The 25,994-nt window shown below is 71.2% G+C and carries 24 protein-coding genes; 10 read left to right on the top strand and 14 right to left on the bottom strand.

Annotated features, from left to right (window positions below; translation table 11 throughout):
* Nucleotides 1-50 precede the first annotated feature (50 nt).
* Entirely contained in the window at nucleotides 51-2,792 is a 2,742-nt protein-coding gene (locus tag B4N89_RS42390) for a helix-turn-helix transcriptional regulator (protein WP_078981951.1), read from the bottom strand.
* A 702-nt stretch (nucleotides 2,793-3,494) separates the two neighbouring features.
* Here B4N89_RS42390 and B4N89_RS50355 point away from each other — a divergent pair.
* Entirely contained in the window at nucleotides 3,495-3,785 is a 291-nt protein-coding gene (locus B4N89_RS50355) for an STAS domain-containing protein (RefSeq protein WP_161501014.1), read from the top strand.
* Between the two features lie 85 nt (nucleotides 3,786-3,870).
* On the opposite strand, the gene B4N89_RS42380 is transcribed toward B4N89_RS50355, so the two are convergent.
* The 8 genes from B4N89_RS42380 to B4N89_RS42345 all read right to left on the bottom strand — a co-directional run bounded on the left by B4N89_RS42380 (nucleotide 3,871) and on the right by B4N89_RS42345 (nucleotide 11,389).
* Nucleotides 3,871-4,839 (bottom strand): helix-turn-helix domain-containing protein, encoded by a 969-nt coding sequence (locus tag B4N89_RS42380; RefSeq protein WP_078981949.1) that lies wholly within the window; start codon nucleotides 4,837-4,839, stop codon nucleotides 3,871-3,873.
* A 165-nt stretch (nucleotides 4,840-5,004) separates the two neighbouring features.
* Complete coding sequence (locus tag B4N89_RS42375; protein ID WP_078981948.1) at nucleotides 5,005-5,898, bottom strand: helix-turn-helix domain-containing protein; 894 nt, start codon at nucleotides 5,896-5,898, stop codon at nucleotides 5,005-5,007.
* A 128-nt stretch (nucleotides 5,899-6,026) separates the two neighbouring features.
* A complete protein-coding gene (locus tag B4N89_RS52305; protein WP_235619353.1) occupies nucleotides 6,027-6,218 on the bottom strand; it encodes a helix-turn-helix domain-containing protein in 192 nt (63 codons plus the stop codon).
* Nucleotides 6,155-6,910 (bottom strand): hypothetical protein, encoded by a 756-nt coding sequence (locus B4N89_RS52300; RefSeq protein WP_235619309.1) that lies wholly within the window; start codon nucleotides 6,908-6,910, stop codon nucleotides 6,155-6,157. Before B4N89_RS52300 ends, B4N89_RS52305 begins: the two co-directional genes overlap by 64 nt.
* Nucleotides 6,911-7,097: 187 nt before the next feature.
* Nucleotides 7,098-8,066 (bottom strand): alpha/beta hydrolase, encoded by a 969-nt coding sequence (locus B4N89_RS42360; protein ID WP_078981946.1) that lies wholly within the window; start codon nucleotides 8,064-8,066, stop codon nucleotides 7,098-7,100.
* Nucleotides 8,067-8,286: 220 nt separating this feature from the next.
* Complete coding sequence (locus tag B4N89_RS42355; protein ID WP_078981945.1) at nucleotides 8,287-9,303, bottom strand: SMP-30/gluconolactonase/LRE family protein; 1,017 nt, start codon at nucleotides 9,301-9,303, stop codon at nucleotides 8,287-8,289.
* A 198-nt stretch (nucleotides 9,304-9,501) separates the two neighbouring features.
* Complete coding sequence (locus tag B4N89_RS42350) at nucleotides 9,502-10,629, bottom strand: sensor histidine kinase (protein WP_078982382.1); 1,128 nt, start codon at nucleotides 10,627-10,629, stop codon at nucleotides 9,502-9,504.
* Between the two features lie 64 nt (nucleotides 10,630-10,693).
* Nucleotides 10,694-11,389 (bottom strand): response regulator transcription factor, encoded by a 696-nt coding sequence (locus B4N89_RS42345; RefSeq protein WP_078981944.1) that lies wholly within the window; start codon nucleotides 11,387-11,389, stop codon nucleotides 10,694-10,696.
* A gap of 86 nt (nucleotides 11,390-11,475) precedes the next feature.
* On the opposite strand from B4N89_RS42345, the gene B4N89_RS42340 reads away from it, so the two are divergent.
* The 4 genes from B4N89_RS42340 to vanX all read left to right on the top strand — a co-directional run bounded on the left by B4N89_RS42340 (nucleotide 11,476) and on the right by vanX (nucleotide 15,473).
* Nucleotides 11,476-12,669 carry a lipid II:glycine glycyltransferase FemX gene (locus tag B4N89_RS42340; protein WP_078981943.1) on the top strand — a complete coding sequence of 398 codons (1,194 nt, stop codon included), beginning with the start codon at nucleotides 11,476-11,478 and terminating at the stop codon, nucleotides 12,667-12,669.
* A gap of 125 nt (nucleotides 12,670-12,794) precedes the next feature.
* Nucleotides 12,795-13,835, top strand: coding sequence for a D-isomer specific 2-hydroxyacid dehydrogenase family protein (locus tag B4N89_RS42335; RefSeq protein ID WP_101897537.1), 1,041 nt, complete (start codon nucleotides 12,795-12,797; stop codon nucleotides 13,833-13,835).
* Nucleotides 13,828-14,868, top strand: a complete 1,041-nt coding sequence (gene vanA, locus B4N89_RS42330) for a D-alanine--(R)-lactate ligase (RefSeq protein WP_078981942.1) — start codon at nucleotides 13,828-13,830, stop codon at nucleotides 14,866-14,868. Before B4N89_RS42335 ends, vanA begins: the two co-directional genes overlap by 8 nt.
* The gene (gene vanX / locus B4N89_RS42325; RefSeq protein WP_078981941.1) at nucleotides 14,865-15,473 is read left to right on the top strand and encodes a D-Ala-D-Ala dipeptidase VanX; all 609 of its coding nucleotides are present in this window, start codon (nucleotides 14,865-14,867) and stop codon (nucleotides 15,471-15,473) included. Before vanA ends, vanX begins: the two co-directional genes overlap by 4 nt.
* Nucleotides 15,474-15,725: 252 nt before the next feature.
* Here the strand turns inward: vanX and B4N89_RS42320 are convergent, their stop codons facing one another.
* The 3 genes from B4N89_RS42320 to B4N89_RS42310 all read right to left on the bottom strand — a co-directional run bounded on the left by B4N89_RS42320 (nucleotide 15,726) and on the right by B4N89_RS42310 (nucleotide 18,762).
* Nucleotides 15,726-17,699, bottom strand: a complete 1,974-nt coding sequence (locus B4N89_RS42320; RefSeq protein WP_078981940.1) for an SMI1/KNR4 family protein — start codon at nucleotides 17,697-17,699, stop codon at nucleotides 15,726-15,728.
* Between the two features lie 86 nt (nucleotides 17,700-17,785).
* Nucleotides 17,786-18,148, bottom strand: coding sequence for a DoxX family protein (locus B4N89_RS42315; RefSeq protein ID WP_078981939.1), 363 nt, complete (start codon nucleotides 18,146-18,148; stop codon nucleotides 17,786-17,788).
* A gap of 101 nt (nucleotides 18,149-18,249) precedes the next feature.
* A complete protein-coding gene (locus B4N89_RS42310; RefSeq protein ID WP_078982380.1) occupies nucleotides 18,250-18,762 on the bottom strand; it encodes a cupin domain-containing protein in 513 nt (170 codons plus the stop codon).
* Between the two features lie 80 nt (nucleotides 18,763-18,842).
* Here B4N89_RS42310 and B4N89_RS42305 point away from each other — a divergent pair, with 80 nt between their 5' ends.
* Nucleotides 18,843-19,709: a LysR family transcriptional regulator gene (locus B4N89_RS42305; protein ID WP_235619308.1), complete on the top strand. Its 867-nt coding sequence runs from the start codon at nucleotides 18,843-18,845 to the stop codon at nucleotides 19,707-19,709.
* A 55-nt stretch (nucleotides 19,710-19,764) separates the two neighbouring features.
* Here B4N89_RS42305 and B4N89_RS42300 read toward each other — a convergent pair whose 3' ends face one another.
* Nucleotides 19,765-20,415 (bottom strand): response regulator transcription factor, encoded by a 651-nt coding sequence (locus tag B4N89_RS42300; RefSeq protein WP_078981937.1) that lies wholly within the window; start codon nucleotides 20,413-20,415, stop codon nucleotides 19,765-19,767.
* Nucleotides 20,397-21,617, bottom strand: a complete 1,221-nt coding sequence (locus B4N89_RS42295) for a sensor histidine kinase (protein ID WP_078981936.1) — start codon at nucleotides 21,615-21,617, stop codon at nucleotides 20,397-20,399. Before B4N89_RS42295 ends, B4N89_RS42300 begins: the two co-directional genes overlap by 19 nt.
* A 109-nt stretch (nucleotides 21,618-21,726) precedes the next feature.
* Here B4N89_RS42295 and B4N89_RS42290 point away from each other — a divergent pair, with 109 nt between their 5' ends.
* From B4N89_RS42290 to B4N89_RS42280, 4 genes are all read left to right on the top strand, one after another.
* Nucleotides 21,727-22,500: an ABC transporter ATP-binding protein gene (locus tag B4N89_RS42290; RefSeq protein ID WP_078982379.1), complete on the top strand. Its 774-nt coding sequence runs from the start codon at nucleotides 21,727-21,729 to the stop codon at nucleotides 22,498-22,500.
* Nucleotides 22,494-22,802, top strand: coding sequence for a hypothetical protein (locus B4N89_RS52295; protein WP_235619307.1), 309 nt, complete (start codon nucleotides 22,494-22,496; stop codon nucleotides 22,800-22,802). The genes B4N89_RS42290 and B4N89_RS52295 overlap by 7 nt, the downstream gene beginning before the upstream one ends.
* Nucleotides 22,748-24,919 carry an ABC transporter permease gene (locus tag B4N89_RS42285; RefSeq protein WP_235619306.1) on the top strand — a complete coding sequence of 724 codons (2,172 nt, stop codon included), beginning with the start codon at nucleotides 22,748-22,750 and terminating at the stop codon, nucleotides 24,917-24,919. Before B4N89_RS52295 ends, B4N89_RS42285 begins: the two co-directional genes overlap by 55 nt.
* 218 nt (nucleotides 24,920-25,137) lie before the next feature.
* Nucleotides 25,138-25,971 carry a S1 family peptidase gene (locus B4N89_RS42280; RefSeq protein ID WP_078981935.1) on the top strand — a complete coding sequence of 278 codons (834 nt, stop codon included), beginning with the start codon at nucleotides 25,138-25,140 and terminating at the stop codon, nucleotides 25,969-25,971.
* Nucleotides 25,972-25,994: the final 23 nt, after the last annotated feature.

Here is a 25,994-nt window from a genome sequence, read left to right as displayed (position 1 = left end):
GGCACGCCGTGCACTGTTACGTTGCGGTACGCGGGTGGTGTGCCGGTGCTTCAGGAGTCGCTGCCCAGGGCCTGGCCGATGGCCGCCCGGGAGGTGATCCCGAGCTTGGGGAAGATCCGGTACAGATGCGCCGAGACCGTGCGCGGCGAGAGTTGCAGCCGCTGACCGATGTCCTTGTTGGACAGCCCCTGCGCGGCGAGTCGTGCGATGCGCAGTTCCTGCGCGCTCAGCGAGGTGTTCGACCCCCCGACCGCGCCGACGGGATCGCCGGCGGCGCGCAGCTCCTGTTCGGCCAGTTGCCGCCACGAGTCGGCGCGGAGCCGACGGAACGTGTGATGGGCCTCGCGCAGCACGTCCCGGGCCTCGGCGCGGTGCCGACGACGCAGCCACGAGCCGTGCGCGAGGCGCAGACGTGCCATGTCGAATACCCACTGCGCGGCGCCGGGCACCGCGTACGCGTCCCGAAAGCGCGCGTCCGCGACCTGGTCCGGTGCGGTCGTCGCGGCGGCTGCCGCGAGCAGGAAGGCGTGGTGGTCGGAGATCTTCTCCATCCGCGCGGCTTCGCCGGCCGCCACGTGTGCCCGCGCCTCCGCGAGCCGGCCGGTACGCACCGCCGCCTCGACGAAGTCGAAGAAGGCGAGATGGAACCACGGCATGCGGCGCGGCAGCACGCCCGGCTCGGTGAGTTCGGTCAGATGCGCATAGGCCTCCTCGTACCGGCCGTGACCCAACGCGGCCAGGCCGCGCAGACGAGTGAGGTTGTCCAGGACGAAGCGCATCCGCGCGGTCGCCGCGACGGGTCGGATCGACCGCTCGATCTCGCGCAGCTCCGCCTCGGCGCCTCGGCCCGCCAGGAAATGCGCGTAGTAGAAGCGGAACAGCAACGCGTTGCTGCGATAACCGATGTCGTCGGCAGCCTGCGCCTCCCGCAGGCAGAGCTCGGCCGTGTCCCAGTTTCCGCGCAGGAAGTCCTGATAGCGCTCGGCCTTCGCGAGCGAGCCCTGCATGGCGTAGCCGTGCCCGCCCGTGAATCGACGCCGCAGGTCCGCGTCGGCGGCGTCGACCGCCGACGCCGTCCACAGCGCGAGCCAGCCGTCTCCCGCCTCCCGCTCGTCGCTCATGTCCGTCAGCAGTGTCCGCAGTTCCTCGGCCACGCCGTGCGCGGTACGGGGCGGGTCCACCCACGCGCGGTAGCACAGCCGACCGAGGGGCGAGGCCATCGCGAGCCGGCGGTCGAGGGCGTCCCAGCCGCGCGGGTCGTCCGTGAGGGACGTGGCGAGCAGCAGCTTGAAGTACACCTGCTCGGCCAGGCCCCCGAACGAGTCCGCGCCCGGTTGCGCCAACGCCCGCAAAACCTCGGGCAGCAGCGTGAACGACGACTCGAAGTCGACGTGGTGACTTTGATCGACGTACACCACCGCGTATCCGAACAGCGGGGCGATGTCGGCGGGGACCGATCCGCGCTTCAGCGCGTCGACCAGCTGCGCCGCGAAGCACAGTCGGCCGCCGCGCGCGGCCATGACCGCGGCCCACGTCAACCGTCGGGCCCGCCGGTCGGGAGTCGGACTCAGGGCGGCGGCGCGGTCCAGGAGCAGCGCGCCTTCGGCGTCTCCGCCTCGGCGCGCGAGCCGGCGCCCCGCGCGTTCGAGGCGCGCGGCCAGGTTCTCGTCCGGGAGGATCGCCGCGGCGGCCTCGTGCACCAGGCGCTGCGGATCATCGGGCAGCAGTGTTTCGGCGAGCGTTCGGTGTGCCGCCCGCAGGTCGTGGCCCGAGGCGGCGGCGATCACCGCGCTGCGCACCAGCGGGTGGCGGAAGGCCAGCGCCTTCGACTCGTCGAGTCGGGCCAGCCCGCTCGCCTCGATGTGCGCGAGTGTGCGTTCCGCGTCGTCGCCCGATACGGCGCGCAGCCATGCGCCGGCGTTGCCGGCCGCGGTGCCGACGCACAGCGCGCTGAGCAGCAGGACACGCAGGGCGTCGGGCGGCAGCGAGTTGATCCGACCGGCGAACAGGCGTTCCAGACGTCGGCCGAGGGGCAGCATCTCGGGCATCGGAAGGAGCCCTTCGACGTGGCCCTCCTCGAGCTGTACCGGCAGTTCGACCACGGCGAGCGGATTGCCGTCGGCGGCGTCCAGCACACGGTTCGCCGCCGTGGCGACCATGGCCGGGAAGCGTCGCCGCAACAGCTCTCCCGCGTCCGCGTGGGCGAGCGCGCCCACCTCGACGGGGTCGGCCGGCCAACCGTCGTGCGCGTCGGCATCCGCGTCCGCCTCGGGACGGACGGCACCCACGATGAGCACCGGCAGGTCCGTGATGCGCCGGCGCAGGAACGCGAACACCGTCGCGCTGGACGCGTCCACCCACTGTAGGTCGTCGAGAAGGAGGACGAGCGGGCCCGAACGAGCGGCGTCGGCGAGCATCCGCAGGGCCGCCGCGCCCACCGCGAAACCGCCGGGCGGCATGCCTTCGCGCAGTCCCAGCGCCCGGTAGAGGGCGTCGGCGTGCTCCGCTGTGTCGTCGCCGTCGAGGAGGGGCCACAAAACCTGGTGCAGTGCCCCGAAGGCCAGTCCCTGCTCCGCCTCGGAACCCACGGCACGCAGCACGGTGAAACCGATCCGCCGGGCCCGGGTCTCCGTCCACGCGAGCAGGGCGGTCTTGCCGATGCCGGCTTCGCCACGCAGCAGGACTCCGGTGCCTCTTCGGTCGACCCGGACATCGTGCAGGCTCCGAGCGAGCAGCGCCTTCTCGCGCTCACGACCCACGAGGTCGGAAGCGCTTCGCTCCCCGCCGTCCACTGCCCGTCTCCCTCATGGTCGTTTCGTGCCCTCGGAGCGCCGGCATCCGGTCGGGACGGCGCCCGCACCGCTCCGACACGGGGCCGAGGGGACGCGTGCGCCCGGCCGGCCGGGACGGTGGTGTGTGCCGAAGGTCGGCGGACCACGATCCCGCGGCACGATGTCCGCCCGCGTCGCCGCGACGGGCGTCCGCCCGAGCGCACCACCCGTGGGGGCGGCACCGAGGCTCGGCACGAGCATCGGATCACCCCGAATCCAACCGCTCCGTCGCCCGCCCACTGTAGTACCCCGCCCTATCCGACCCGGCGGTGACCGCCGCGGCCCACCGTCTCGTCCGCGAGCGGCGATCCCGGTGTGGGGCGCCGGGTGTCGAAGGCTGGTGGCCTTCCCGTGGTTCTTCAACGGTCAACTACTTGTGCGTTCCGGGGACCTTCACCGGTTTTCGGCGGCCGTACGGTCGACACCGACATCGGGCGTCCCACGGGCCCCGCCGGCGATCGTGAAAGGCAAAGCGAGATGACGCGGCCCCAACCCGACCCCGAGCACGTGTGCTCGACGGTCGTCGACGTCGAGACGCGGCCGTGCCCGCGGCCGAAACCGCCGCCCGACACCGACCCGGCCGACGCTCCACCCACGACCGGCGCGGAGTCCGGGGAGGGCGCGACGTCCCCCGGACGGCCGGCGGCCGATTTCTCGTGCCGAGTGTCCAGGCACGGCGGTGTCGTCCGCATCGACCTGCGGGGCGAGATCGATCTGTGCGCGCGTCCGGAACTGGCGTGGGCGGTGGCGCGCGTTCGCTCCGGTGAGGTGGCCGTCCGTGTGGACATGGCCGACGTCGGGTTCATGGACACGAGCGGCGTCGGATTCCTCTGGTCGCTCCGCGAGCGATGCCGGGCCGTGGGGGCTCCCCTGTACCTGATCGGTGTCGGCGCGCAACCGCGTCGGCTCCTGGACCTCGTCGGCTTCCCGGTGCCGGGCGGCCTCCGCGCGTGAGGTCGCCTCCGGGGGCGCGGCCCGAAGCATGGTCGTGCGATCGTCCCGTCTCGTCGCGAAGTCGTCCCGTCCGCGCGTCGCGCGGCTACCCCGTCGCGAGCGGCCGTGCGCGGCGTGACCGAAACGGCGTGCCGTGCACGGCCGCGAACGCCTTCGTGAAGTGCGCCGTATCGGCGAACCCCCACCGACGGGCCACGTCGGTCAGTCGCGGGCGCATGGCGGCACGCCGGTCGAGTTCGCGGACGCACGCGTCGACACGACGCTGCTGGATGACCCGGCCGAGTGAGGCCCCCTGCCCGCCGTCGAAGAGCCGGTGGAGGTGGCCCACCGTGATGCGCTGCTGCGCCGCGATTGCCTCGGGGGACAGTCCGGGGTCGCCGAGGTGGGTGTCGATGTAGCCCAGGACCTGGTCGACGAGGTGTACCCGGGGGATTGCGGCATCGGTTCGTGCGCCGTCGGTCCGGTACTCCTCTTCGAGGACGGTCGCCAGCAGCTCCGCGGTGTGGCCGGCGAGACGCTCGCCGATCCCGGCGGAGACGTGGACGCAGACGTCGGCGAGCCGGGCGACGAAGTCGACGAAGATCCCGCCGACACCGGATCCGGGCGCGATCACCCGACCCGTGGCGTCTTCCAACGCTCCGCCGAGCCGGGCGACGACGTCGTGGGGCAAGCGCACGAGGTTCATCGTGAAGTCGTCGCACTGGCGGACGGCGAAGGGGCGGCGCATGTCGATGAGGGCGGCCTGACCACCCCTGAGCACGGTGTCACGGCCGTCCTGCGCGATGGACGCGACGCCCTGGCGCTGGAGGGCGACGGTCACGGCCCCGAGCGGGTGACGGTGCGTCATCCGGGTGCCGCGGCCGAACCCCAGGCCGCTCGACGCGACGGTGAGCACGCGTGCGTATCCGATCCGGGTGCCGGTGAATGCGGCTCCGACCCGACGCCCTCGCGGAACGGTGACCCCGACCGGCCCGAGGGATCGGCGAAACGCGCCTTCGAGGCGCTCACGCGCGTCGCGTTCGTCGTCGAACGTGGTTTCCAGCAGGACGTCCACACCGCCTCCTCACCAGGCCGCGATCATTCGGGGTGCGTCCGTCGCGTAGCGACCGGCGCGTTGCCACTCGTCGGGATCTCCGGCACCAGGTTACGGCCGTACCCGCCGCGCGCCGGCGGCCGACGTGGCACTTCGCGCACCGGGACCCGGGCCCCGTGCCCGCCGTCAGGACTTCCCAGGGCCGGGCACCGCCGGGTGCGGCCCCTGCCCCCGGTCGCGCCACTCCGTCGGAGAGACGCCGTACATCGCGCGGAAGGCCCGGCTGAAGTGGGCCGGGCTGACGAAGCCCCAACGTTGGGCGACCGCCGCCACGGTGGGGCTGCTGCGTCCGCGCCTGGCGAGCTCGCGAGCGCACTCCTCGAGACGGCGGCGCTGGATCAGTCTGCCCACGGTGATGTCCTCGGACTCGAACACCCGGTGCAGGTAGCGCGGCGAGATGCGCTGCGAGCGTGCGACCCGCTCCGGCGAGAGGTCGGGATCGCCGAGGTTCGCGTCGATGTACTTCCGGATACGGAGCGTGAGCTCGCTCGACACCGAGGGCGGCGCGGGCGCCGCCGACGGGGCGAGCTCGGTGATCAGGCTCGCCAGCAGGTCCGTGACGTTGCCCGCCAGTCTTTCGCCCACCGCCGGTGCGAAGGGATCGGGCGAACAGGCCAGCGAGGTCAGCACGGCCTTGACCACGGCGGAGACACCGCTGCCCGGGACGATGGCCCGCGCGGTGACGGCGTGCACGTCGCGGTCGGCGATGGCCACGGCCCGACGGGGCAGCCGGAACGCGTGCACGCGCACGTGGCTCTCGTGTTCGAGCGTGAACGTCCTGTCCGCGTCGACGACGAAGAGCTCACCCGGGCGCACGAGCGATCCGTGCCCGTTCTGGACCACCCGGGAGGTGCCGAGATCCTGGACTCCGACGCCGAGGTACGGGGCGGACCTGTCCGCGAAGCGCGGGGGCACCGTGTGCGGCGCGCCCGGGTCCGCCTCGATCGTTGCGACCCGGAGGTAGCCGAGCCTGTTCGTGCGGACCACACGTGGCAACGACGCCTGGTCGGTGACGCTCACCTATCGCTTCCTTCCGTGGGGTGACCGGGGCCGGTCGTCCGCTTTCGCGTCGTCGCGGTGCCGCCGCCGTGCCGGCGTGCGGGTCGTGACCGGCGCCCCCGTGGGACGGGTGCCGGGCTGCGGGCACCTCAGTCCTCGCGCCCCGTGGCACGCGACTCGCGCCAGTCCCGGGGCGAGACGCCGAAGGCGGCGCGAAAGGCCCGGCTGAAATGCGCCGGATTGGCGAAACCCCAGCGCTGGGCCACGGTGGCGACCTTCACGGTGTCCCGGCCCGTGCGCCCGAGTTCCCGACGGCACTCGTGCAGACGACGCCTTTGGATCCAGCGGGCGAGGGTGACGCCTTCCCCTCGAAGAGCTTGTGCAGATAGCGGACGGATATGTAGTGCGCCGCCGCGATGCTCTCGGGGCTCAGTCCCGGGTCGCCGAGGCGGCAGTTGACGTACCAGCGGATGTCGGCCATCAGTTCGTCGGCACGAGCCGGCCGCGGGTTCTCGTCGAGTTCCGCGATCAGCGTCGAGACGAGGTCCGCCACGTGATGGCTCATCCGGTCGAGCGGTACGACGTCGGGCCCCGGGGTTCGGCACAGGGACACCACGGCCGACGAGACGAGGGCGGCGGTGCCGCGCTCGGCGTCGAGGACACGTCCGGCCACCCGCCGAATGGCCGGGTCCGGCTCGGTCAGCAGTCCCCGGGCGAACGCCACCAGTGCCAGTTCGCAGACTCCGACGGAGGCGAACGTCGACGGGCGCCGGCCGTCGACGACGAGGAGGGCGCCCGTCGAGAGAACGTCGTCGCCGTCGTCGGTGGTCACGGTGATCGATCCGGAGATCGGGATCGCGACCACGACCGTGTCCGTACGCGGGTCCGCGCCCGTGTGCGCGTCCGCGTTCGCCGCACCCGCGAGATCGGGAAGTCCGTCCCCGTCGAGAAGGCGCACCGTCCGGGCCCGCAGTCCGGTGCCGCGGGCCGACGATCCGGGCGTGGCCTCGGCCCGCGGGGGTTCCGTCACCATGACAGGCCGCATCGTCACTCCACCCAGGTCGCCGTCGTACGGCGCTGGACCGGCCGCTCCATGATCCTTGCGCGGCGTCCGCACGCGACGTTAGGTCAACTGACTCACGCGCGAAGCCGGGTCGATCGACTTACGCCCGACGGCGCGTCGACCGGCTCCCGAGCAGGCGGTTTGGCTGTCGACTCCGTCAACCGCGCCAGGTGTGCAGCGCGACGTGCAGCGTGTCGACGACCTGGACGCGCGCCGCCCGGGAGGCGTGGCTCTCGCGCAGCGCGTCGAGGGCGACGAAGGCGTGGATCGTCCCGTGGTAGCGCAGCGAGACCACGGGGACACCGGCGGTGCGCAGCCTGGCGGCGTACGCTTCCCCCTCGTCGCGCAGGACGTCGGCCTCCGCGACGAGGATCAGCGCGGGAGGCAGGCCCGACAGTTCGTCGACACCGGCGTGCAGCGGCGACACGGTGCTCTCGCGAAGGAGCCCGGGGTCGAGGACGCAGCCGTCCACGAATTCGGCATACCAGGACGTCGAAAAGGCCGAGGCATCGGCGGCCGGGCAGATCAGCACCTGTTGAAGCAGCGGCGGACCGCCGTGGCGCTTAGTGGTCAGGGTCAGGCCGGCCACCAGGTTCGCCCCGGTGGACACGCCGACGGCGGCGACGCGACGCGGGTCGAGTCCCGCGTCCGAGCCGTGTGCGCGGAGCCACGAGGCGACCGCGTGGAGGCGCTCCACCGTGGCGGGATGGCCCTCGCCGTGCGGGTGCGGCGGGTCGAGGACGACGACCGCGGCGTCCGCGCCGAGCACGAGGTCGCGCTCGAACGCCTGCTGCGGGGGAGCGTCGGTCCGGGTCCGGGACGGGGCGGGTAGGTACAGGATCACCGGCAGGGGCTCGTCGGCGTCGACGGGGCGCAGGACGCGGACGATCTGACGATCGTCGCGCGCGACGGGCACCGTCAGCCGCTCCTCCTCGACGTCGGGGTCGTCCGCGGCGTGGGTGCCGGACGCCTCCGAGTGCCGTCCCGGGAGGAAACCGTTGAGCCGAGTGGGTGAGCGCACCCCGTCCTCGCCGGTCGAAGCCACGCGCCGGTGCTCGTCCACGAACGCGCGCACCAAGGGTTCGAGCACGACCGGTTCCCGTCCGGGTTGGGGTTCGTGGTCCACGGAGACTCCTGCTTCGGCATGCCCTCGGCCTCTCGACCGACGGGCGCGGCTTCCGGTCCCAACCTTACGGAGCGGACCCGGCGCGGAGGCCGCGCCCTGTGGAAGAACACGTGCCGTTCCGTGCACAGATTCCTCCACCGCCCGCAGACCACCCCCGGCGCCGCGACCGGCGGGACGCCGGTGACGGGGACGGCCTCGGCGCGCATCCTCCGGTGGCTCTTCACCCCGCCGAGGGTGTGTGCGCCAGGACGACGATGTCGTCCTGGCGCACGCTGCCCGCGACCAGCGTTCCGTCGTGTTCGGCGACGCTGGTGACGAAGGCGTACGAACCGTCGTCCGCGCGCAGGTCGTGGACGAGGCGACCGTCGAGGTCGAACGCCATCACCCAGGCGATGGGGGTGGCCTCGGGGCGGATCGCCTCCGGGAGGTTCCACACCAGCAGTCGAAGGAAGCCCGGCAGCGGCAACAGCCGGTCCAGCAGCGCGTTTCGGGGCGCCACGAGGGACACCCACACCAACCCGTCCCGGCCCAGGCTCATGTTGTCGGGCAGGCCGGGGAGGTTGTCGACGAAGGGCTCCATGCCGCCGGCGTTCGGCCCGGTGAGACGGTAGCGGCTCACCCGGTACCCGCTGGTCTCGGCCACGAGCAGGTGGGAGGCATCCGGTGCGAGGACGAGGCCGTTGGCGAACTTGAGGTCGTCGCGCAGCACGGTGACAGCGCCGTCGCGGTCACGACGGACCAGCAGGCCGGTACAGGAGTGCTCCAGGAAGTCGCCGAGGTGGTGTTCCAGGTCCCAGCGACGCGTGGACACCGTGAACCAGACGGTCCCGCCCGGGCCTTCCACCACGTTGCTCGCGAAGGTGAGCGGCCGGTCCTCGACCGTGTCGACGAGTACTTCGACCGATCCGTCGGCGGACATGCGCAGCAGCCCCCGATCGTGGTCGCACACCAGGACGCCGCCGTCGGCGGAGGGTTCGAGCCCCAGCGGACGGCCTCCGGTGTTCCCGAGCACCGTACGGGCACCGGTGGCAGGGTCGATGCGCACGACGCTGCCGTCGCCGAGGCCGGTGAGCAGTCCGCCCCGCTCGTCGAAGATCACGTCCTCGGGGCCGTGCCCGCCGGTCGCGATGCGGCGGTCGACGACGAAGCGGCCGGTGACGCGTGTGCGTCCACGATCGGCCGGGGCCGGGGGAGGGGCCCAGCGGCGGGGCGAGATGAGGCGGCGGGTCGCGGTCACGGCGGGCTCCCTGGCCTGGTGTCGGCGATGTGCGGTGGCGCGAGGCCCATTGTGGCGCGATGACGCGCGGTGGGCGGGCCGAGTCCCCCTGACGGGCCTGGGACAGCGATACCACGGGGGTCACGGTCCACAGTCGTCATCTCGACGAGATACGGCTTCGAGGCGAGGGGCATGACGTCCAGGACGCCTCGGGCCCGCTTACGGTGTCGCGTCCGCTCGCCGGGACCGCGGGGCGGGCGTTCGGGTCGCGGTGGGCAATTCGACGGTGATGCGCAGTCCGCCCCAGGGGCGTGGGGTGATGACGAGGGATCCGTCGTGTACCCGGACGATGCTCTTGACGATCGCCAGCCCCAGGCCGACGCCCGCGTGGTCGTTGCGGATGCGTTCGGTGCCGCGCTGGAAGGGTTCGGTGAGGGTCGAGACCAGCTGCGTGGACAGCACCTCGCCGCTGTTTTCCACCGTGAGCACCACGTTGTTCGCGCGGACGCCGGTCTCGACCCACACGGCGCCCTGTTCGGGCAGGTTGTGCACGATGGCGTTGTGTACGAGGTTCGTCGTCATCTGGAGCAGGAGCGCCGGCGACCCGACGGTGGGGGTGATCTCGCCGGAGGCGTCGATGGTGACGCCACGTTTCTCGGCGAGCGGGAGCAGTGTTTCGGCGGCTTCCTCCGCCAACAGCGACAGGTCGACGGGTTCTCGGGTGACGGAGCCCTGGTCGGTGCGGCTGAGGACGAGCAGCGCCTCGGTGAGTTCGATCGCCCGGGTGTTGACGGCGTGCAGGCGGGCGACGAGTTCGCCGTGGTCCTGGGTCGGATTGTTGCGGGCCACGTCGAGAAGCGTTTGCGAGATCGCCAGCGGGGTGCGCAGTTCGTGCGAGGCGTTGGCGGCGAATCTTCGTTGTTCGGCGACGTGTTCCTCGAGGCGGGCGAGCATCGCGTCGAAGGTGTCGGCGAGTTCGCGGAACTCGTCCTTGCGGCCCCGCAATCGGATCCGGTGGGAGAGCGACCCGTCGGCGGCCTTGCGCGTGGCGTCCGTGATGCGGGTGAGCGGGGCGAGCATGCGGCCGGCGAGAATCCATCCGCCCACCAGACCGAACACCAGCAGGAAGCTCATGATCGTGGTCGCGACCGGCATGAAGGAGCGCAGGAAGATCATGCGACCGTGCCGGGGGACCAAACCGTCGCTGTCCCTGATCGGCTTGTAGGGCACATAGCGCCACAGGGACCACCACAGCACGATCAGCAGCAGGAAGCCGGCCAACATGAGGAAGCCGGCGTAGCTGAGGGTCAGTTTGAGGCGGGCGCTCAGTCCGGGAGCGCGGTCCACCGGCTGCTCGGGCGTCTTGTGCACGGCCTGCGGGGGTGCCTTGCCCAGGGGCTGAACCGACGCCCTATGCACGGCCCGCGCCCTCGCGATCGGGCTCCGGTTGGGCGTCGATGCGGTACCCGACGCCGGGTACGGTGAGGATGATCCAGGGCTCGCCGAGCCGTTTGCGCAGGGCCGAGACGGTGATGCGTACCGCGTTGGTGAACGGGTCGGCGTTCTCGTCCCAGGCGCGCGCCAGGAGTTCCTCGGCGCTGACGACACCGCCTTCGGCGGCGACGAGGACTTCGAGCACCGCGAACTGCTTCCTCGTCAGCGCCACATAGCGCCCGTCGCGGTAGACCTCTCGACGGAAGGGGTCCAGCCGCACACCCGCCAGTTCGCGCACCGGAGGTCTGCTGTGTGCGCGTCTGCGGTCCAAAGCCCGCAGCCTGAGCACGAGTTCGCGCAGCTCGAACGGCTTGGTGAGGTAGTCGTCGGCGCCGAGTTCGAACCCGGTGACCTTGTCGTCGATGCGGTCGGCGGCGGTGAGCATGAGGATGGGCATGCCGCTGCCGGAGGCGATGATGCGGGTGGCGACCTCGTCGCCCGACGGGCCGGGGATGTCCCGGTCGAGGACGGCGATGTGGTAGCTGTTGACGCTCAGCAACTCCAGGGCCGTGTCGCCGTCTCCGGCGATGTCGGCCGCGATCGCCTCCAGGCGCAGGCCATCGCGGATGGCTTCGGCCATATAGGGCTCGTCCTCGACGATCAGCACACGCATGCCCCGATGCTACGAGGCGCCGCATATCGTCGGTCTATCGAAAAGCGCATACGTGCCCGCAACGGCGCGCCGCCTTCACTGGCGCAATGTCCTCCCGCCAGCCGAAACGAACGGCAGTCCGGCGTCCTCGTCCCTCCCGGCCGCCCGCCGCGCCCCCGGCCGCGGGAGCAGGTCTGACCGTCGCGTCGATCGGCACGACCGAGCACTTGGCGTTCGTGCGGGCGCAGCGCTCGGTCAGCTTCCTCCAGACGCCGGCGTGGGGTCGCGTCAAGACCGAGTGGCGCGGCGAATCGGTCGGCTGGTTCGACGGGCCGCGACTGGTCGGCGCCGGACTCGTACTGCACCGTCCGGTGCCGCGGCTGGAGCGCTACACGCTGGCCTATCTGCCGGAAGGGCCGACCATCGATTGGACCGGTGAGATCGACGCCTGGCTCGACCCGCTGGCGGCCCACCTCGAGGCCCGCGGGGCGTTCGCGATCCGGCTGTGCCCGCCGGTGCGCATGGACACGTGGAGCGCGGAACAGGTCAAGGAGGGTGCCGCCGATCCGGACATCCGGCGGCTCACCGACATCCCCGGTCGCTCGCCCGACCCGGTCGGCGCCCACGTGAGCGGCCGACTCAGGGACGCCGGATGGCTGCCGCAGAGCCCGGAAGACGGTTTCGGGCTCGGTCAGCCGCAGTTCAAGTACGAGATTCCGCTGGCCGGCAGGACCGAGGACGACGTGCTCGCGGGCATGAACCAGCTCTGGCGTCGCAACATCAGGAAGGCGGAGAAGGAGGGCGTGGTGGTCGCGATCGAAACGGACCTGCCGGCATTCCACGACCTCTACGTGCACACCGCCGAACGCGACCGCTTCATTCCCCGGCCCCTGCGCTACTTCGAGAGCATGTTCGAGGCGATGGGCGCGGAGGATCCGGAGCGGATCAAGCTCTACGTGGCTCGCCACGGGAGCGACCCGGTCGCCGCGACCATCCTGGTCCGCGTGGGTGCGCACGCGTGGTACTCGTACGGCGCGTCCTCCACCGACAAGCGCGAGGTGCGCGGCTCCAACGCGTGCCAGTGGGCGATGATCCGCGACTCGCTGGCGGCCGGCTGCGACGTCTACGACCTGCGCGGCATCACCCCCACCCTCGATGCGGACGACCCGCACGTGGGCCTGATCCGGTTCAAGGTCGGCACCGGCGGTCGGGCGGTGCGGTACGTCGGCGAGTGGGACCTGCCGCTGCGACCGATGGTCTACCGGGCCTTCGACTTGTACATGAGGCGCCGCGGGCGATGACGCCGTGTGTCACCGCGCGGTTCGCGGGTTTGTCGCCACCATGGTAATACCCGCGAGTAACATAGCGTCGGCATATCGAAACGCGGATACGTTCCGACAACGCCACACCGCCTTGACTGGGTGGCATGAGTTATCGCGATCCGATACGAACGGAAGTCCGCCGCACCGGGTCCGGGGCATCCTCGGCTTCCTCGGCCGTCCGAACCACGGGAATCACGATCTATGGCTGTGAGCGGGACGAGGCCGCTCTGTTCCGAGAGATGTCACCCCGCTTCGACGTCGTGCCGACCATTACCGCGGCAGCGCCGTCCGAGGCCAATATCGAGTTGGCGTCGGGAAACCGCTGCATCAGTGTCGGCCACAAGACGCGCATCGCCGACGCCACGCTCCTCGCACTCGGTCGGGCCGGCGTGGCGTATATCTCCACACGAAGCATCGGATACAACCACATCGATGTGAAATACGCGGAGAGCGTCGGGATCTCCGTCGGCAACGTCCGCTATTCCCCCGACAGCGTGGCCGACTACACGCTGATGCTCATCCTGATGGCACTGCGAAATGCGAGGTCCATCATCCGCCGTGCGGACGCGCACGACTACTCACCGAACGACGTGCGCGGAAAAGAGTTGCGCGACCTGACCGTCGGGGTGGTGGGAACGGGGCGCATCGGCGCGGCCGTCGTGGACAGGCTCCGGGGCTTCGGCTGCCGCATCGTGGCCCACGACACCACCCCCAAAATCGCGGCGGATTACGTCGACCTCGACGAACTGCTCCGCGTGAGCGACATCGTCACGCTGCACACACCGCTCACTGCGGACACCCACCACCTCATCGACGCCCGACGCATCGAGCGGATGAAGAACGGCGCCCTCATCGTCAACACCGGACGCGGCGCACTGATCGAAACCGAGGCCCTGATCGCGGCGCTGGAGCGCGGCGGATTGGGCGGCGCGGCGCTGGACGTGCTCGAAGGCGAGGAAGGAATCTTCTATGCCGACCGCCGGGACAAGCCCGTCGAGAGCAAGTCGCTGCTTCGGCTGCACGCGCTTCCCAACGCCCTGATCAGCCCGCACACCGCCTATTACACGGATCACGCCCTCCGTGACACGGTCGAAAACTCCATCGTCAACTGCCTGAAGTTCGAGAGCGGGGATCAGCGTGACTGAGACGAGAATCGGCATCATATTCGGGGGCAGCTCCGAAGAGCACCCCATCTCCGTCAAATCGGCGCAACTGGTCGCGAAGAACCTCGACCCGGAAAAGTATCTGCCCTTCTACATCGGAATCACGAAGAGCGGCGGTTGGAAACTGTGTGACGGCCCCGACGCGGACTGGGAGGACGGCGATTGCCGTCCGGTCGTACTGGCACCGGATCCCGGCGTGCACGGACTGCTCGTCCTGGAGGCAGGTCGCTACGAGACGATCCGCCTGGACGTGGTGTTGCCCGTGCTGCACGGCAAGCTCGGCGAAGACGGCGCGCCGCAGGGTCTGCTGGAGCTTTCCGGAATACCCTATGTGGGCTGCGATATCCAAAGCTCCGCGCTGTGTATGGACAAATCCCTTGCCTACGCCGTCGCCGCAGGCGCGGGAATCGACACACCGAACTTCATCACCGTCACGGCGGACGAGAAGGTCGACGCCGACGGGATCGTCTATCCCGCGTTCGTGAAGCCGGCCCGTTCCGGATCGTCGTTCGGGGTCGGCAAGGTGTCCCGGCCGGAAGAACTGGCCGATGCGATCGCCGCGGCCCGCCGATACGACTCGAAGATCCTGATCGAAGAGGCCGTCGTCGGCAGCGAGGTCGGGTGCGCGATATTGGGCAACGACCCGGAATTGATCACGGGGGAAGTGGATCGCATCGCGCTGTCGCACGGATTCTTCAAGATCCATCAGGAGGCGACGCCCGAAAACGGATCCGACAATTCGACACCGATCGTGCCGGCCGATATCCCGGCAACGTCGCGCGCTCGCGTCCAGGAGACGGCCAAGGCCATCTATCGCGCCCTCGGGTGCAGGGGGCTGGCGCGCGTGGACATGTTCCTCACGGCAGCCGGAAGCGTGGTCCTCAACGAGGTCAACACCCTCCCCGGCCTCACCTCGTACAGCCGCTATCCGCGCATGATGGCAGCCGCCGGATTCCCGTTGTCCGAGGTGATCGATCGGTTGGTGTCGCTGGCGATCGAAGGAAAGAATCGATGAACGACGACTTCGCCTTCGTCGACGAGCTGATCCCCGGGGTGCGGTGGGACGCCAAGTACGCCACCTGGGACAACTTCACCGGCAAGCCCGTGGACGGGTATCCGGCCAATCGGATCGTCGGTACGAGGGCCTTGTGCGCGGCCCTGAAACGAGCGCGGGAGGAGGCCGCGTCCGTCGGGTTCGACCTGGTTCTCTGGGACGGCTATCGCCCACAGCGGGCCGTCGACCGGTTCGTGGCCTGGTCGACCCAGGCGGAGGACGGACGCACGAAGCCGCGACACTATCCGAATATCGACAGAGCCGAGATGTTCGAAAAGGGGTATGTGGCCGCCAAGTCGGGCCACAGCCGGGGCAGTACCGTCGACCTGACGCTGTATCACCTCGATACCGGCGACCTGGCTCCCATGGGAGGTCACCACGACCTGATGGACCCGATCTCGCACCACGGAGCACGGGGGATCACGCGGGTCGAAACGACCAACCGGCAATACCTCCGCTCCATTATGGAGGCCGCCGGGTTCAGCGCGTACGACCGCGAGTGGTGGCACTACACGCTGACGGACGAGCCCTACCCGGACACCTATTTCGATTTCCCCATCGCGTAGCCGCCGAAGCCCCGACGGCCACGCCGAAGCTTCGGCGGTTCGCGAGACCGGTGACGGTCGTGCCCGGACCGCCGGAGTTCGCGGCTGCCGTGACCCGTCCGAGGCGGCCGGCCGGCCGCCTCGGACGGGTCGGGTCGGGTCGATCGTCAGTCGGTCGTCGTCCCCGGTCGGGTGTTCGATCGTGATCATGCCGGTGGCGGCGATGTAGGTGCCGGTGCCACCGGTGACCGCGAAGATGTGTGTGCCCTCGTGTCATCGAACGGTCCTGATGCTCAGCCATGTGTCGCCCGGTCGGGCCTCGCGGGACCAACTGACGGTCTCGAACGAGTGCAGTCGGCCGTGCAAGAGCGCGTGGCGGGGCAGCGTGACCCCGAACTCGTCGGCCGTCGCCCGGAGCATGTGGTCCTCGCCGGGGCGGCGTTCGCGCTCCTCCGATCCGGCGGCCGCGACCTCGGCGAGCATCGTGTCCGGGTCGAACGCGCGGGGCAGCGTGCCGACGCGGGTCACCACCGGTGTGCGTGCCGGCCCGTCCTCGGTCGCCGCGAAAACAGGCGGCATGGTCACGGTGAGGGCGTACTCGATCTCGCCGTGCCGGGCCACGGAAAGGTGGAACGCAGGCGGTTCCCAGGGCCCGTCCGCCCCTCGGCGGGATCCGGGGACGCACCACACTGCCACGGCCCGCGCGCCCGAAGCGGATCGTGATGCCCGGGCGGCCGGGCTGCGCAGCCGGTCCGCGTTGGGACCGGCGGACTCGGGAGCGAACGCGAAGGCCCATCCGGACGACCCGGCCCGGCCCACCACCATGACGGCGCGGTCGTCCCACGGATCGGCGGAGCGCAGCTGTGCCGACGCCATGTGACGTTCGATCAACTCGTTCGAAGTGGCCGGAGCGGACAGCCCGTTCTGCTCCTCATGGCCGAACAAGGCCACCAGGTGCGCCGGTTCGACATCCTCGACCAGTACGAAGCGGTAGCCGCCGCGGAAGGGCCAGGTCTGCCCGGCGAGCCAATCCAGGCCCCCGGGGTCCAAGTCGGGCCCCGGCTCGGGCAGTACGCCGGTGCGACCCGCGCGGGGTATGGCCAGAAGCTCCCGGCCGCGCTCCGGCGTGATCACCGGGGCGAGCAGCGGATCCGCGAGCAGACCGACCGGGGCCACGACGTCCCCGGCGGGCGGGGTCCACTGTGCGAGGCCGTCGCGCAGAATCCGCCACGCTTCGTCGGTATCGCCCCACCGAGCGGCCTCACGTGCCCGCAGTACTCCGGCCCCGAAGGGGCCGGGGGGTTCGTAGACGAAGGTGGCGTCGACGATGCTTTGGGCCAACTCGCGTACGTTGTCGGGAAGTTCACCGACCACCTCATGCGGCCGCCGCCACGAGCCGCGAATCTCCCGGGCTACGCACGCCGGCAGGATCTCGGTGGGATCGGTCGGGTTCCCGGGCAGGTAAGCCACCCCCGGCAAGGCGTCGGGCTTCCCCAGGAACGCGTGCAGTTGGCGACCGAGTTCGCCCGCGCCGGGGCGACCGAACTGCCCGGCGCGGGCGAAGACCTCGGCCGCTTGTTCCCATCGCCCGGCGAGCACGTCCTCGCGGGCCTGTTCCACTTCCGCGTCCAGTGCTCGCGTGGTGTCGTTGACCATGCCGCTGTCGGCGGCAAGTGCGTGGAACTCCCGGTATTTGTCCTGCATGAAGGCGCGGAAGGTCTCGAAACGCCGCGCCGATTCGGCCCGCCAACTGTGCCAGGAATAGACCGCCCACTCGCCGTCCGGGCCGACGTCGCCCGGATCCAGCATCAGGATGCCCGCGTCCGCCTCGGCGTCGATCCGCAGGGCCCGGTGCCACATCCGGGACCGGTGGATCATCTCCTCGGTGGGGTCGTCGTCCTCCCAGAGGAAGCCGTCGTATTCCGTGTACAGTTCGGCGTCCGTCTCGCTCAGCGGTGCCACCTCGGCTGTGCCGGCCAGGCGCCTCACGAAGTTCCCCGCGTGCAACCAGCCGTCGGTGAGCGCCAGGAACGAGCGGTACGAGGGCGGCAGGCGGCGGCCGATCCGCGTCTCCAGGGCGGCCAACCGCTCCTCGTCGGCACCGGGGAAGCCCAACCACCGGCGCCGCCACGCCGCCAGGTCGTCGCCCTCGAGGTGGGCGGGGTCTTCGGCGTCCGCCCACTCGGCGCTCCAACGCGCGAGGAAGTCGGGCCAGTCATCCGCATGATCACGTTCGGTCACGGTCATGTCCCCGATGGTCGCAGCCCCCACCGACGGCGGCCGGCGTGTCCGGAGTGGCGGTCGCGTTCGCCCGGGCGGGGGACCGCGTTGCATCACAGCCGAGCCGTGGCGAGCCAGATCGTCACGGCAGCGGCGGTGACCAGTCCGATGTTGAGGATGATTCGGCGGTCTTGGCCGGTCAGGTGGACGACGATCGCACCTGTCTGCAGCACGGTGAAACCGATGGCCGCGGCCAGGGCCGGCCAGGGGGCGATGCCGGTCGCCGGCGGGAGGAGCAGGCCGACGGCGCCCAATACTTCGACCGTTCCCAGCGCCCTGACGGCCGGCAGCGGTATCCGGTCCACCCAAGCCATCATCGGCCGGAGTTGTTCGGGGCTGCGGACCATCTTGAGCCCACCCGCGTAGAGGTAGAAGGAGGCGAGCAGGCCGGCGACGATCCAATAGGCGATGTTCATGATCTCCGTTCGGGGTCACCGCATACGGGTGACCCGCCGGGTCCGGGCGGCCCGGAGCCGTGGACGGGCGTGTGGGAGCGATTCGGTCCACACCAGCGTCTTCAGGCGAAGTCGGTGGTGGCCTCGGTGGCGTAGCGGCTCATCGTCTCGAGGCCGGCCCGTGGCGCCGGCGGTCCGCCGTCCGCGGTCATGGCCTGGAGGTCTCGGAAGTACTGCACGTACAGGTCGGGGGTGAACATGCTGAGCAGGATGGCGGGTTGGTCGGTTTCGTTGGCGAAGGTGTGCGGGGCTCCGCGCGGGACGACCACGAGTGTGCCCGCGGCCGCGTCGTGCCGACTGTCCCCGATGGTGAATACCAGCGTGCCCGAGACGATGTAGAAACCCTCGTCGTGCAGGGCATGGCGGTGTTGCGGCGGCCCCGAGGTGTGCGGGGCGAGAATGGACTCGGTGACCCCGAGACGGTGCTCCGTGTGGCTGCCGTCCTCGAGGACTCGCATGCGCGTGGTGGCCATGAGGATCACCTCGCCGTCGTCGGGGCCGACCACCGAGACGCCGGGGTGGGCGGCCTGCGGTTCACCGGACATCGCTTCGGCGGATGTGCTCTCGCAAGTCATGCTCCAAGTGCACCGCCGGGGCTCGGCCGCTGTCCAAGACCCGTTCCGGCACGCCGATACCGCACGGGTATCGTTGCAGCGTGGAGCTACGTACCCTGCGCTACTTCGTGGCGGTCGCCGAGGAACTCCACTTCGGCCGGGCCGCGGCTCGGCTGCACATGAGTCAGCCGCCGCTGAGCCGGGCGATCAAGCGGTTGGAGAGCGAGGTCGGGGCCGCGCTGTTCGCCCGCTCGCCCGGCGGTGTCACCCCCACGCCGGTGGGGGCGATCCTGCTCGACGAGGCGCGGGCCCTGCTCGGGCAGGCCGACCTTCTTCGCGCGCGTGTGGCGGCGGCGGCCGGCCCGGCCGGCATCACCGTGGGCATCCTGGGGGACACCGGCGATCCCGGCATCACCAGGCTGGCCACCGCCTTCCGTCGCGGCCATCCCGGGGTCGACATCCGCATCCGCGACGCGGACCTGACCGACCCGACCTGTGGGCTGCGCGCCGGACTGGTCGATGTGGCCCTGACGCGCGCACCCTTCGACGAGACGGCCCTGGCGCTGCGCGAACTGCGCGCGGATCCGGTCGGCGCGCTACTGCGCGCCGACGATCCGCTGACCCGTCGCGATCGTCTGGAGATCGCCGATCTGGCCGACCGCCGCTGGTTCCGGTTCCCACCGGGCACCGACCCGATCTGGCAGTCGTACTGGAACGGCGGCGAGCCGCGCGAGGGCCCGGTGGTACGTGTCGTCCAGGAATGTGTGCAGGCGGTGCTCTGGAACAGCACCGTCGGTCTGGCTCCGCTCGGACACGGTCCGGCGAAGAACGTGCCACCCGAGAACCTGGCCGTGGTTCCGCTGGCCGACATGGCGCCGAGCCGGGTGGTCGCGGTGTGGAACGACGGCGACACCAACCCCGTGATCCGCTCCTTCGTCGAGATCGCGATGGCCGCGTACCGCCACTGAGCACGCGAGCACCTGCGGCCCGGCCGTCGCGGGGTCCGGCACGCGGGTGATGGCTTCAGCCGCGGAGGTAGGCCAGGACGGCCAGGACTCGGCGGTGGTCGTCGGGGGCCGGCGGGAGGTCGAGTTTGGTCAGGATGCTCGCGATGTGTTTGGCCACGGCGGCCTCCGTCACCACCAACGCACGCGCGATGGCGGCGTTGGAGCGCCCCTCGGCCATGTGGGCGAGAACCTCGCGTTCGCGCGGAGTCAGGCGCCGCAGCGGATCGCGCCGGCGCGCCAGGAGTTGGCGGACGACCTCGGGGTCGACGACGGTTCCGCCCCCGGCGACGCGGGTCAGGGCGTCGGCGAACTCCTCCACGTCGCCGATGCGTTCCTTCAGCAGATATCCCATGCCCGAGGCGCCCCGAGCGTCGAAAAGCTCCTCCGCGAAGGTCTGCTCGACATACTGGCTGAGCACCAGGACGGCCAACGACGGTAGTGCCGCCTGGAGTTCGCGCGCGGCGCGCAACCCTTCGTCGGTGAAGTCGGGCGGCATGCGCACGTCGGCGATCACGACATCGGGGCGATGCTCCCGCGTGGCCGCGATCAGCGAAGGACCGTCGCCCACCGCGGCGGCCACTTCGTGGCCGAAACGCTCGAGCAGGCCCACCAGCCCCTCGCGCAACAGCACGGCGTCCTCCGCGAGTACTACTCTGAGGCCGGACACGGGATCTCCACTCGCAACAGGGTCGGGCCACCGATCGGGCTGGACAACAACATTCTGCCGTCGAGAACCGCGAGTCGATCGACCAGACCCGTCAGCCCGGTGCCCGCCTCCGGGTCGGCGCCGCCCGCACCGCCGTCGCGCACCTCCAACGCCAGCAGCCCGTCGGCCACCCGCCCGCGGACCGCACACCGCTGCGCGCCGCTGTGCTTGGCCACGTTCGTCAACGCCTCGCACACCACGAAATAGGCGGTCACCTCCACCGCCGTGGGCAACCGCCCGGCCAGTTCGACATCGACGTCGACCGGGATCGGCGAGCGCCCCGCGATGTCGCGGACGGCGGCCGGCAGTCCCCGTTCGGTGAGCACGTGGGGGTGCACACCGCGAATCAGCTCACGCAGGTCGGACAGCGCGGCCCGAGCCATCTCGTGTGCCTCGCGGACCTGACGGGCGGCGGGCGACCCGGGCGGCAGGTCGAGCGAGGCCAGGCCCAGCTTCATGCTCAACGCGACCAGGCGTTGCTGCGCGCCGTCGTGCAGATCGCGCTCGATCCGCCGGCGCTCCGTTTCGAACGCGTCGACCAGACGCGCCCTGGAGCGGACCACCTCGATCAACTCCGCCTCGCGAGGCGAGAGCACGGCGCGCGTCATCGTCGCCCGCACGCCCGCCCATGCCGCGATCAGGAACAGCGCCACGGGCAGCAGCACGACCCCCACCAACGGCAGCACCACCGCCATCCACAGCGGCGCCGTGGGCTGCAACGGCGCCGAGATCAACAGCCCCGGGATCACCAACGCCACCGACGCGATGCCCAGGTCCACCCACCACAGCGCCAGCAACGAGACCAGCGCGTAGCCGAACTCGCGCCGACCGGCGGGCTCGCGCAGCCGCGCCCGCACACCGCCCGACCGCTCCGGCGCCGCGAGGGGAGCGCCGATGAGCCGCAGCCGCCACCGCTCGAACGGCGCGGCGGCGATCGCCATGCACGCGAGCGCCACGAGCCCGAGCGACGCGGTGAACGCCGGGCCGACCGACGTCTCCCACGTCGCGACGCCGACGGCCACGACCGACGTCACGGTCACCACCACGACCGCCCCGACGACCCAACTCGCCCCGAGATAGGACAGGGCCCGCCATGGCGCCGGAGACGACAGGAAACGCACCGGTCGCCGACCGATCGAGTCCCACGAGGCTTGCGCGAACATGCGACGACGTTAACCGGCGCGCGACGGCCGCGTCGGTAGTGCCAGGGCTAGTCCCGCTCTCGCCCTGGCACCAATGTGCCGGGCGTTCGCCGACGGTTTCCTGGAGGGCATGACCACAGCGACATCCACACCGGCGGGCCCGGCCGTGCGCCTGCTCCGCGTGACGAAGACGCACCACGCGGGAGCCCAGCGGGTCACCGCGCTCGACGGCGTCACCCTCGACTTCCCGCGCGGCACGCTGACGGCGGTGATGGGCGCCTCCGGCTCGGGCAAGTCCACGTTGTTGCAATGCGCGGCCGGCATCGACCGCGCCGACGGCGGCGAGATCCGGGTCGACGGCGTCGACGTCCGCGCCCTCGACGAGCACGGGTCGACGCTGTTTCGCCGCTCCCGCGTCGGCTTCGTCTTCCAGTCCTTCAATCTGGTCTCCGCGCTCACCGCCGAGCAGAACGTCGCCCTGCCGCTGCGCCTCGCCGGGCGCCGTCCGGACCCGGCGCACGTCGCGGCGGCCCTGGCCGAGGTGGGGCTCGCGGATCGGGCCCGCCATCGACCGGCCGAGTTGTCCGGCGGGCAGCGACAACGCGTCGCCATCGCCCGCGCGTTGATCACCCGGCCCGCGGTGGTGTTCGCCGACGAGCCGACCGGCGCGCTCGACTCGAAGGCATCGCGCGACGTCCTGCGCCTGCTGCGCGACGTCGTCGACGCGCGCGGCCAGACGGTGGTGATGGTCACGCACGACCCGACCGCCGCGGCCTTCGCGGATCGAGTGGTGCTGCTCACCGACGGCCGCGTGGCCGACGAGATCCATCGCGGCGCGGACGGGGCCGGCGTCTGCGCCGAGATCATCGCGGCGCGCATGGCGTGGCTGGAGGAGTTGTGCTGACCCTCGCCGGCATGCGGGCCCGGTGGGTCTCGTTCCTGAGCTCCTTCGTGGGCCTCGGGCTGGGCGTGACGATCCTCGCGACGACGGGCGTGGTGCTGCTCTCCTCGGGCCCCGAGACCCCGGAGCGGTTCGCGGCCGCGTCGGTGCTCGTGCGCAGCGGCGAGGCCCGGCGGCCGGCGCCTCCGTTCGACGACGGCCCCCGTGGACGGCGCAACGGGCGCGGCGGCTCGCGGATCGTCTCGCGGCCGTGCCCGGAGTCGGGCGCGTCGTCACGGACCGCTCGTTCTACGCCCAGGTGGTGATCGGCGGGCGCCCCGCGGACGATCCCCGCCTCGACGATCCGTTGGGGCACGGTTGGTCGAGCGCCGCGCTCGCGGCCCGCGCGCCGGTCGCGGGGCGGCCACCCGGCGCCGACCACGAGGTGGTGCTCGACCGCCGGCTCGGGCCGCGCCCTGGCGACACGGTCACCGTGCTCACCGCGTCCGGACCCGCGACCTACACGGTGTCGGGTCTCGTCGACGGCCCCGGCATCTATCTGACGGACGGCCAGGCGGATCGACTCGCGGGCAGCGTACGCGTGTTGGGCCTGCTCGCCGGCGCCGGCGCGACGCTCGACCCGGCGGCGGTGCGGGCGGTGGTGGGTGCGGAGGGGCGGGTGCTCACCGGCTCCGACCGTGCCGAACTGGAACCGGGCCACGCCGCGTTCACCCGGTGGGTGGGCCTTCAGGTGCTGTCCGCCATGGCGGCTCTGGCCGCGTTCACGACCGTGTTCGTCGTGGCGTCCACGTTCGCCCTCTCCGTCGCGGGGCGCCGGCGCGAGTTCGGTCTGCTGCGCACCATCGGCGCCACTCCGAGGCAGGTTCGGCGCGCGCTGTTCGCGGAGGCGGGCGTCGTCGCCGCGCTCGCGGCCGGGCTCGGCGCCGGGCTCGGTGGAGTGCTTTCCCCCACGCTCGGCGCCGTCCTGGTCGATCTCGGGTTCGAGCCCGAGGGCTTCACGGTCGAGGTCGGCGTGCTCCCCCTGGCCGGCGCGTTTGTGTCGGGCATGGTCGTGGCCATGGCGGGAGTGTGGTCGGCGTCCCGTCGCGCCGCGCGGATCGCACCTTTGGAGGCCCTGCGCGAAGCCGACGTGGACAACCGGCCGATGTCGCGCGGGCGCGTCGTCGGGGGGCTGTTGTTCGTGGCGCTCGGCGTCGTCTCGGCGGCGATCACGGCGACGGCCGACCCCCGGGCGCTCGCGGATTTCGGGCTGTATCCGCCGATGGCCCTCATTGTCGGGCTGACCATGCTCGCTCCCGCGGTCGTGCCTCCCGTGGTGCGGGTGCTGACGTGGCCGTTGTCGCGAGGCGCCGGGGCGATCGGGTTGCTCGTGCGCGAGGGCATGCTCACGGCCGTGCGCCGCACCGCCGCCACCGCCGCCCCCGTGCTCGCGACGGTCGGCCTCGCGGTGCTGATCACGGGCATGGTCGCGACCACCGCGCAGTCCTATGAGGCTCGGCGCGCGGCGTCGGTGCGAGCCGAGCGCGTGATCGTGCCGGAAGACACCCCGGGCCTGACGGACGCCGCGGTGGCCGAGGTGGCGGGCACCCCTCTGACACCCACGACGGTCTACGACGACAAGGGCGCGGTCGTCGAGGCGGCGGGAGTGGTCACCGACGCGTTCGCCGCCATCGGCGACCGGGTCGAGACCCGACAGGGCTCCTTCGCCGAGTTGCGCGGCCCCACCACGATGGCGGTGTCCGAAAGCGTCGCCGCGCGCCTGGGCTGGCGACAGGGCGGCGACGCGCGGGTGACCTTCCGCGACGGCGCCACCGAGACGATGCGCGTGGTCGCCGTGCTGGCCGACCGATCGACGCCCTACGACGTCCTGTTTCCGCGCGGGACCGTCCGCGCGCATGATCCCTCGGCCCTGACGGCGGCCGTCTTTCGCACCGGCGCCGATTCCGCGCCGGCGCCGCTGGGCGGCAAGGAGGTGAGCGTCGCCGCCTACGCCTCGTCGGCCGACGCCGAGGAGCAACGCCTCGTGTGGATCTTCACCGTGCTGCTCGTGGTGGTCTCCGTCGGCTACACGGCCATCGCGATAGCGAACACCCTGATGATGGCCACCGCCGATCGGCTGCCCGACCTGCGCGTCCTGCGCCTTTCCGGCGCGACCGTCCGGCAGGCGCTGTGCGCCATCGCCGCCGAGTCGGCCATCGTCGTGACCATCGGCACGGCGCTCGGCGCGATCGTCGCCGTGCCGTCGCTGCTGAGCCTGCGTTCGGCGCTGAGCGATCTCGCCGGCGCCTCGGTCCCCTTGGTCGTGCCGTGGCCGCTCGTCGGCGGCGTCATCGCCACATGCCTCACGGCCGCCCTCACCGCCTCCGTCGGCCCCGCGTGGATGGCCCTCCGCCCCAACCGCCACCGGATACCGGCCGGATGAGCCAGTCCACCCCAACCGACCCACGAACGCCCGCTGCCCACCCGCCATTTCGGCACAGCGACCAAATGCGGCGTCGAGCGCGCCGATGGTCGGTGCGCGCAAAGAAACACCCAACTCACTTTGTTTACTTGTCTCCTGGGTGCCGGAGCCTCAACAATGCGCATGCACCACACAATTGTGCTCCTTCATCGTCCCCACCCTCAAAAGGGGAACCTCACATGAAGAAGTCCCTCGTCGGCGCACTCGGCGCCGTCTGTGCCCTGCTGTTCACGGCCGTGGGCACGACATCCGCCGTCGGCGCCCCGCCGGCCACCGTCAAGGCGGTCAACTTCGCCGGTACGGTAGCGCTGAGCAACTGTTCGGGGTCCGTGATCCGGATGCCCGGCTCGCAGCCGGGCGACCCCGCGCTCGTCCTCTCCAACGGCCACTGCCTCGAGACCGGATTCCCCGGTGCCGGTGAGGTCATCACCGACCAGCCGTCGTCCCGCACCTTCTCGCTGCTCGGCGCCTCCGGTTCCAGGGTCGCCACCCTGCGGGCCCACAAGGTCTCGTACGCCACGATGACCGACACGGACATCTCGATCTACGAACTCACCCAGACCTACGCGCAGATCCAGAGGTCGTACGGGATCAGTGCGCTGACCCTCAACGACCGCCACCCCGTGGCCGGTTCGGCGATCAAGGTGGTCTCCGGGTATTGGAAGCGGATCTACAGCTGCAACGTGGACGGCTTCGTCTATCGCCTCAAGGAGGCCGACTGGACCTGGCGGGACTCGGTGCGCTACACGTCGTCCTGCAACACCATCGGCGGTACGTCAGGCTCTCCGGTGATCGACACGACGACAGGCAAGGTGGTCGCCGTCAACAACACGGGTAACGAGGATGGCGCCCGCTGCACGGAGAACAACCCGTGTGAGGTCGACGAGAACGGCAACGTGACCATCCGTCAGGGCATCAACTACGCCCAGGAGACGTACATCGTCGTGCCCTGCATAGGTATCGGCAACAAGGTCGACCTGAACCTGCCGGGCTGCACCCTGCCCAAACCCTGACGCCTGCCCCCGGGGAACGCCAC

This window comes from Embleya scabrispora, from assembly GCF_002024165.1.
Taxonomy (GTDB): domain Bacteria; phylum Actinomycetota; class Actinomycetes; order Streptomycetales; family Streptomycetaceae; genus Embleya; species Embleya scabrispora_A.
This window is presented reverse-complemented; position numbering and strand designations above follow the sequence as displayed.